The organism is Aurantimonas sp. A3-2-R12 (assembly GCF_036016755.1).
In the GTDB taxonomy this organism is placed as follows: Bacteria; Pseudomonadota; Alphaproteobacteria; order Rhizobiales; family Rhizobiaceae; genus Aurantimonas; species Aurantimonas coralicida_A.
In genome coordinates this window covers 51,810-58,445 of record NZ_JAYXIH010000027.1, presented here as the reverse complement: position 1 = coordinate 58,445, position 6,636 = coordinate 51,810, and the positions used below count along the sequence as shown (strand labels likewise).

The following is a 6,636-nucleotide window of genomic DNA, read 5'->3' as shown; positions in this document are numbered from 1 at the left end:
AGTTGACGGCGTTCTTCACCTTGAGCTTCGCCCATGACGAGATCGACCAATAGGGGAAGCCCAACCGGCGGCGGACGACGTTGAATACGACATTAATGGCGATCGCGGCATCATACGCCCAGTCGCCAAGATAGGCGAGAACACGAGCGTTACGGACGACGACATCAAACTCGTCACCATGGATCACGAGAAATTGGCGCCCGTCAGCCATTGTATGGATGTCCGTGAGCTTGACCTCGACGCCGCCGAAATGTTGACCGGGAAAATCACGCAGGATCTCATCGTGATTGCCGGGGATATAGATGATCGTCGCCCCCTTGCGCGCCTTGCGCAGGAGTTTCTGCACGACGTCGTTATGCGACTGCGGCCAATGCCAGGAGCGCTTCAGGCGCCATCCGTCGAAGATGTCGCCGACGAGATAGATCTTTTCCGCGTCGTGGACCCGAAGGAAGTCGACCAGCATCTCGGCCTGCGCCGCCTTCGAGCCCAGATGGACATCCGATAGAAACAGCGTCCGAAAATGACGTGTCGTGGTCAGCTGGTGCATGGTTGCGGTCCCGTGCATTCGTAGGATACCCCGTCTGCCTGCGTCCGGAATGACCGATTCTGATTGCATCCATGTGACGGGCACCCGCTGGCGTCTGCCCGCGCACGGCCAGCCGCCATCGTTCCTGACCGCGTGAACATTTGTCCGGAACGGTGCCGAAATCTCGTCGGAGATGGAGGTTCATCATAGCCGTGTCGGAACAGGGCAGGACCGGGCCGAAGGCCAGACCGAGGGGAGGGCTCGACTGCAGCGAAGATGTAGGGCCACGCAAAACTGCGGGTTGCGGAGCCCAGGCGGTCGCTTCCCCCGGCACCACTGATAATCCAGGAGTCCCTTCCGGCCAAATCCTTACAGTCAATGCGCCAGCTCTCGGACCCGCCCGTGACCTTGTCCCCCTAGCGCGAGGAATGGCAGGTCCAGAACCGCTACATGCAGACCGAGCCCATGGCCGACCTCGTGGCCATCGGCACCTCCGCAAAGCCCGAACAGATTTCCACCGCACCCGCCTGAAACGGAGACGCTCTAGCTCCCCCCAATTTCCACCACGTTGACGGACGCGACCCGTCAGCCTCCTCATCAATCGTCGAGGTTCGGGCCGGGCCGCTTATCCTTCCATCGGGTGCGGAAGGCTCCGGCGCACCCTTCGCAAGATCGCGATGAAGGCCGCGGCGGCGGCGTCGATCGCGCGATCGTTATGGATGCGATGAACCCCCTCGGCGCCCTCCGGCACGTCGAGCGTCGCCTGGCGTCGCAGCCGCAGGTCGATCTCTGCCGGCGTCTCCCGGCCCCGCGCGGCGATCCGCTCGACGAGCAGGTGGCGCGGGGCGACGATTTCGATGACGTGCAGGCGGGAAAAGCGCGCCGCCGCCTCCGGCAGAACCGCGCGCGAGACGTTGGCGACGACGGTTTCGCCAGCCTTCAGGCGTTTCGAAATCTCGCTCGGCAAGCCATAGGAAAGGCCGTGCGCGGACCATGTCAGGCAGAAGGCGCCGGCGGCCTCGGCCGCCGCGAATGCCGCTGGCGTCAGGCTGTCGTGGTCTTCCGCGTCCGCGAGCGCGATGCGTGTGACGACGCGGCGCGGGAAGAAGAATGTGGAGTCCGTGGCGAGTGCTGCGGCGGCAATCGCCAGCAGCGAATCCTTGCCGGCGCCGCTCGGCCCGACCACGGCGACGAATGGTCCGGGTGAGCCATTTTCGGCGGGAGCCGCCGCGCCACGTGGGGCGGGGCCGGCGTCAGGCGACACGGTGACCCTCCCGCCAGACCGAGCGGACCACCGGCGGCTCGCCCGGCGTCGCGCGGACGCGCACGAGATCGGCGCGCAGGCCCTCGGCGATCGCGCCGCGATCGGTAAGGCCGACGGCTTCGGCCGGGTTTTGGCTCACCAATCGGATGGCATCCGGCAGATCGGCCGCGCCCTGATCGGCGAGATGAAAGACCGCCTGGAGCATCGAAAATGGCACATAGTCGGACGACAGCACGTCGAGGACGCCGAGGCGCAGGAGTTCGATCGCCGAGACATTGCCCGAATGCGAGCCGCCGCGCACGATGTTCGGCGCGCCCATCAGCACATGCAGGCCGGCCTCGCGCGAAGCCCTGGCCGCCGCGACCGTCGTCGGAAACTCGGCGACGCTGGTGCCGAGCGCGATCGCTTCGTCCACATGGGCGGACGTCGCGTCATCATGGGAGGCGACCGCGATGCCGCGCACGCGGCAGCGCTCGGCGATCGCGAGGCGGCTTTGCGGCGCGAATTTCGCCGATTCGGCCAGCCGCCTGGCGCTGAAGGCCGCGAACTCGATGTCGGACAGTCCAAGCTTGCCCTGATAGTAGATGCGATAGGCATCGAGATCGGCGAACTGCCGCTGGCCGGGCGCGTGATCCATCAGCGAGACCAGCCTGAGCCGCGGATTCGTTTCGATCTTGCAAAAACCCTCGACCACGTCGCTCGCGGACACCTCGCATCTGAGATGGATGTAATGGTCGGCGCGCACGCGCCCCTCGGCCACCGCCCGGTCGATCGCGTCCGCCATCTCGGCCATGTCGCCGGAGGTCAGCGTGGCGTTCTCGTCGGTGCCGACCCGCAGCGCATCGAAGACTGTGGTGATGCCGGAGGCGGCGATCTGCGCATCATGGGCCTGGATCGCCGCCATCTTGTTCCACAAGACCTTGGGGCGTGGGATGTAGTGGCCCTCGATATGGTCGGTGTGCAATTCGACGAGGCCGGGGATGACAGTGTCCCCGCACATGTCCTCGCCGGTTGCCGCCGGGCCATCGGAGATCGCCGCAATGCGGCCGTCGCGGATGACGACATGGCCGTCGATCACCCTGTCCGGAAGGACGATGCGGGCGTTCTTGAGAATCGTTTCGTCGGGCATGTCAGCGGTCTTCGATGGGAGGGCGGAACGGATGGAGAGAATGCAGGTGGAAGGGGCCGCCGGGCTCCGGCTCGATAAAAATGCCCAGCCGGTCGACCGAAAGCGGCGCGCCGTCGACATCGGCGAAGCGCTCGCGCAGCCTGGCCTCGACGCTGGCCCTTTCGCCCGCCTCGACCGGACCCGTCAGGGTCATATGGAAGCGGAAATCCTTCAGGACATTGGGATAGCCCCATTCTTTCAGATTCTCACGCTGGCGCTCGCTCAACCGGTCCGGCCGGCGCCTGAGGTATTCCTCGTCCGTCAGCGGCGCCCGCCACGCGTCGAAGGTCCGCACGGCAGCCTCGGCGAGTTCGCTGAGCGCCGGGGGAGAGCGCTCGGGGACGAAGGCGAAGAACGGCCCGAGGGCGGTGATGACGAGGCGGTCGATCGCCACCGGCTCGCGCGAGGCGCAGAAGTTCGCGAGGCTGGCATCGAGATCGGCGAGACCGGCGCCGTCGGCGAAACGGAAGGGCGCCTTCATCGTCGCATGGAAGCTATAGCGGGCCGGCTCCGCGACCAGCCTGTCGATTGCCGGATCGCTATCTCGGGTCGGCTCGCCGTCGAAGGCGCCACGGCCAAGCCATTGGGCGGCGGCACGTGTCAGCGCGGCGCCGGCCGGCGGGGTGAAGAAGATCGCCGCGCGCATGGTCAGGTGACGAACCGGCGCAGCTGCTGGGACAGAAGATCGGTCAAGATGACGGTCGCAACCACGATGATGAGAATGGCGGCGGATTGCGGATAATAGAAGCCGCGGATCGATTCGAACAGTACCTGGCCGATGCCGCCGGCACCGATGACCCCCAGCACTGTCGCCGCCCGCACGTTGGATTCGAAGCGGTACAGCGTATAGGAAATCCACAACGGCAGCACCTGGGGTATGACGCCGAAGACCACTTCCTGAAGCTTCGAGGCACCGGTCGCGCGGATGCCTTCGACCGGGCGCGGATCGATCGACTCCACCGCCTCCGAAAACAGTTTGGCGAGGATGCCGGTGGTGTGGATGAACAGCGCCATCACCCCGGCGAAGGGTCCAAGACCGACGGCGACGACGAACAGCACCGCCCAGACGATCTCGTGGATCGCTCGAAAGAAGTCCATCAGCCGCCGGGCCGGTTGCAGGATGTACCACGGCACCATGTTGTGGGCCGACAGGATGCCGAAGGGGATGGCGAGGAGGACAGCCAGGAACGTCCCCCAGACCGCGATTTGGACGGTCACGACCATTTCGCCCAGATAATACTGCCAGTCCTTGAAGTCTGGCTCGGCGAAACCGGCCGCATATTGCGCCATGTTGTCGGCATCGGTGAACAGATAGGTCCAGCGCCCCATCTCGGCCGGTGCCCAGCTCCACAGAAGGATAAGCCCCAGGCCGCCCCAGATGACAGCGTTCCAGACGCTGCGCGACCAGTCGCNCATCTCGGCCGGTGCCCAGCTCCACAGAAGGATAAGCCCCAGGCCGCCCCAGATGACAGCGTTCCAGACGCTGCGCGACCAGTCGCGGCCGGCGTTAATGTCCAGTCGGGGAGGCGCGAGGGTATCGACCGCTTTGGTCATCGTGGAGAATCCTGCTGGAAAGCTGGAAAACCGGAAACGGCCGGCCGGCATTTCGATGCCGGTCGGTCGCATCTGAAGGAAACGGCGGCGCGAGACCTGCCGCGCCGCCGCGATCTAGCCTCAGCTCTGCTCTGCGGTCTTGATCTTTTTCTCGTAGCCGGCTTTTTCCGCTTCGAGCTTGTCGATCGCCGCCTTCTTGGCGTCCTCGGCCATCGTCGTGTCGGCCTTGATCTGGGCGATCTCTTTCGACAGTTCCATCACCCGGACCGGCAGGAGCTGATCGTCGCTGGACTCCTTGAACGGTGCCCATTGAAGCTCGGCTAGGACGTCCTTCTCCTTGGCGACGTCGCCGTCCGACTGGTCGGTGCCGTAGGTGAGGAAGAAGGTCTTGATCTTGTCCTTGGTCTCCTGCGGCAGTTCCTTGTGCCAGACGATCGGGTCGGCCGGGATCAGCGGCGACTTCCAGATCACCTTGATCTTCCCGAAAGCGTCCGGGTTGTTCGCCTCGATCAGCGCGAGGCTCTCGGTGTTGTTCGCCGCCGCATCGACATGGCCGTTGGCGACGGCCATGGCATTTGTCTCGTGATTGGCGTTGGTGACGTTCTTGAAGCATTCCTTCGGATCGACGCCGTTGGCGGCGAAGACGAAGGTCATCGGCACGAGATAGCCGGAGGTCGAGTTGGGATCGCCGAGGCCGAAATCGATCGACTGATCGCATTTCAGGAGGTCATCGACGCTTTCAAGCGGCGAGTCCTTAGGTGCGAGGATCAACGACCAATAGCCGGGGTTGCCGGTGACATCGACGGTCTGGGCGAATATCTCGCCATTCGCCCGGTCGACGGCTTCCATCGCCGATTTGTTGCCGAACCAGGCGAGATGGACCTTGCCGAAGCGCATGCCCTCGATGACGCCGGCGTAATCGGTGGCGAAGAAGGGCTTCACCTCGAGGCCGGTCTTCTCCTCCATGGCGGCGAGGAACGGCGCCCATTTCGGCTTCAAATTGGACTGGCTCTCGGTCGAGATGATCCCGAAATTGATCTCTTCGGGCGCGGCGTCCTGGGCCAGCGCCGTCGTCGTGACGCCGGCGGCCAGCGAAGCGGCCGCGAGGGTTTTGAAGATCGTGTTCATGGCGGGTTTCCTGTTGCTTTGACGGTTGTTGTTGTCGTTACGCCGTGGCGAGCGAACGGGCCGCGGCCCGCGGCTCCATCGGCGGAACCGGTCTGCGGCTATCGACCGGAAGGGAATCCGGCAGCACGAGCTCTTCGGAATGCGATCCGTAGAGTTCGGTCAGAAATTCCTTGGTCAGCGCGGTCGAGGGGCCGTCATAGACGACCTCGCCGGCGCGCAGGGCGATGGTACGCGGGCAGTAGCGGCGCGCGTATTCCACCTGATGCAGCGAGACGACGGCGGTGATGCCGTCGGTGCGGTTGATGTCGGACAGAACGTCCATCACCCGGCGGGCCGAGGCGGGGTCCAGCGAGGCGATCGGCTCGTCGGCGAGAAGCACGCGGGACTTCTGCACCAGGCAGCGGGCGATGGCCGCGCGCTGCTGCTGTCCGCCGGACAGCGTCGAGGCGCGTTGCCAGGCGACGTCCGGGATGCCGACGCGAGCGAGCGCGGCCCGGGCGGCCTGCTTTTCGCTTGTGCTGAACAGGCCGAGCGTTCCGCGCCAGCCAGGAATACGCCCAAGATTGCCGAGAAGGACGTTGGTGATAACAGGCAGGCGGTTGACCAGGTTGAACTGCTGGAAGATGACGCCGATCTCGGTTCGCATTTCGCGCGCCTTGGCACCGAGACGTCCGCCCTCCTGAATTCGCCGTCCGAAGATGTCGATGGCTCCGCCGTCGCGATCGCCCCTTTCGAGGCCGGCGATGTGCCGGATCAGCGTCGACTTGCCGGAGCCCGATGCGCCGATCAGGGCGACCATTTCGCCTTCGCCGATGCCCAGGCTGACATTCGACAGAGCCTGCTTCCGGCCGAAGCGCTTGGAGAGATTGTTCACGGCTATGGCAGTCATGGACGCTCCGTCCCCAAGAGTATCGGACCGAAAAGTGGAATCCGGTTTTCGGATCATTCTGATGCTCAATCCAAGTGCCAGAGCGTTGTGCGTCCGGAGGGACGCAC

The 6,636-nt window shown here is 64.9% G+C and carries 7 protein-coding genes; all 7 read right to left on the bottom strand.

Annotation, left to right across the window (positions count from 1 at the left end):
• On the bottom strand, positions 1-547 hold a 547-nt coding region (locus VSX60_RS14695; protein ID WP_327624979.1), incomplete at its 3' end, for a UDP-2,3-diacylglucosamine diphosphatase.
• A 604-nt stretch (positions 548-1,151) separates the two neighbouring features.
• Positions 1,152-1,790, bottom strand: a complete 639-nt coding sequence (phnN, locus tag VSX60_RS14690; protein WP_327624978.1) for a phosphonate metabolism protein/1,5-bisphosphokinase (PRPP-forming) PhnN — start codon at positions 1,788-1,790, stop codon at positions 1,152-1,154.
• On the bottom strand, positions 1,780-2,919 hold the full coding sequence (locus tag VSX60_RS14685; RefSeq protein WP_327624976.1) for an alpha-D-ribose 1-methylphosphonate 5-triphosphate diphosphatase: 1,140 nt from the start codon (positions 2,917-2,919) through the stop codon (positions 1,780-1,782). Before VSX60_RS14685 ends, phnN begins: the two co-directional genes overlap by 11 nt.
• 1 nt (position 2,920) lies before the next feature.
• Positions 2,921-3,604 (bottom strand): DUF1045 domain-containing protein, encoded by a 684-nt coding sequence (locus VSX60_RS14680; protein ID WP_327624975.1) that lies wholly within the window; start codon positions 3,602-3,604, stop codon positions 2,921-2,923.
• Positions 3,605-3,606: 2 nt separating this feature from the next.
• The gene (gene phnE / locus VSX60_RS14675) at positions 3,607-4,374 is read right to left on the bottom strand and encodes a phosphonate ABC transporter, permease protein PhnE (protein WP_442873104.1); all 768 of its coding nucleotides are present in this window, start codon (positions 4,372-4,374) and stop codon (positions 3,607-3,609) included.
• Positions 4,375-4,632: 258 nt separating this feature from the next.
• Positions 4,633-5,640 carry a phosphonate ABC transporter substrate-binding protein gene (gene phnD / locus VSX60_RS14670; RefSeq protein WP_327624973.1) on the bottom strand — a complete coding sequence of 336 codons (1,008 nt, stop codon included), beginning with the start codon at positions 5,638-5,640 and terminating at the stop codon, positions 4,633-4,635.
• A 37-nt stretch (positions 5,641-5,677) separates the two neighbouring features.
• Positions 5,678-6,529, bottom strand: a complete 852-nt coding sequence (gene phnC, locus VSX60_RS14665; protein WP_327624972.1) for a phosphonate ABC transporter ATP-binding protein — start codon at positions 6,527-6,529, stop codon at positions 5,678-5,680.
• Between the last annotated feature and the right edge of the window lie 107 nt (positions 6,530-6,636).

Excerpts from the sequence above, each read along its gene's own strand:
- VSX60_RS14685 (WP_327624976.1), bottom strand. The coding sequence starts at position 2,919 with ATGCCCGACGAAACGATTCTCAAGAACGCCCGCATCGTCCTTCCGGAC.
- VSX60_RS14680 (WP_327624975.1), bottom strand. The coding sequence starts at position 3,604 with ATGCGCGCGGCGATCTTCTTCACCCCGCCGGCCGGCGCCGCGCTGACA.
- phnD (WP_327624973.1), bottom strand. The coding sequence starts at position 5,640 with ATGAACACGATCTTCAAAACCCTCGCGGCCGCTTCGCTGGCCGCCGGC.
- phnC (WP_327624972.1), bottom strand. The coding sequence starts at position 6,529 with ATGACTGCCATAGCCGTGAACAATCTCTCCAAGCGCTTCGGCCGGAAG.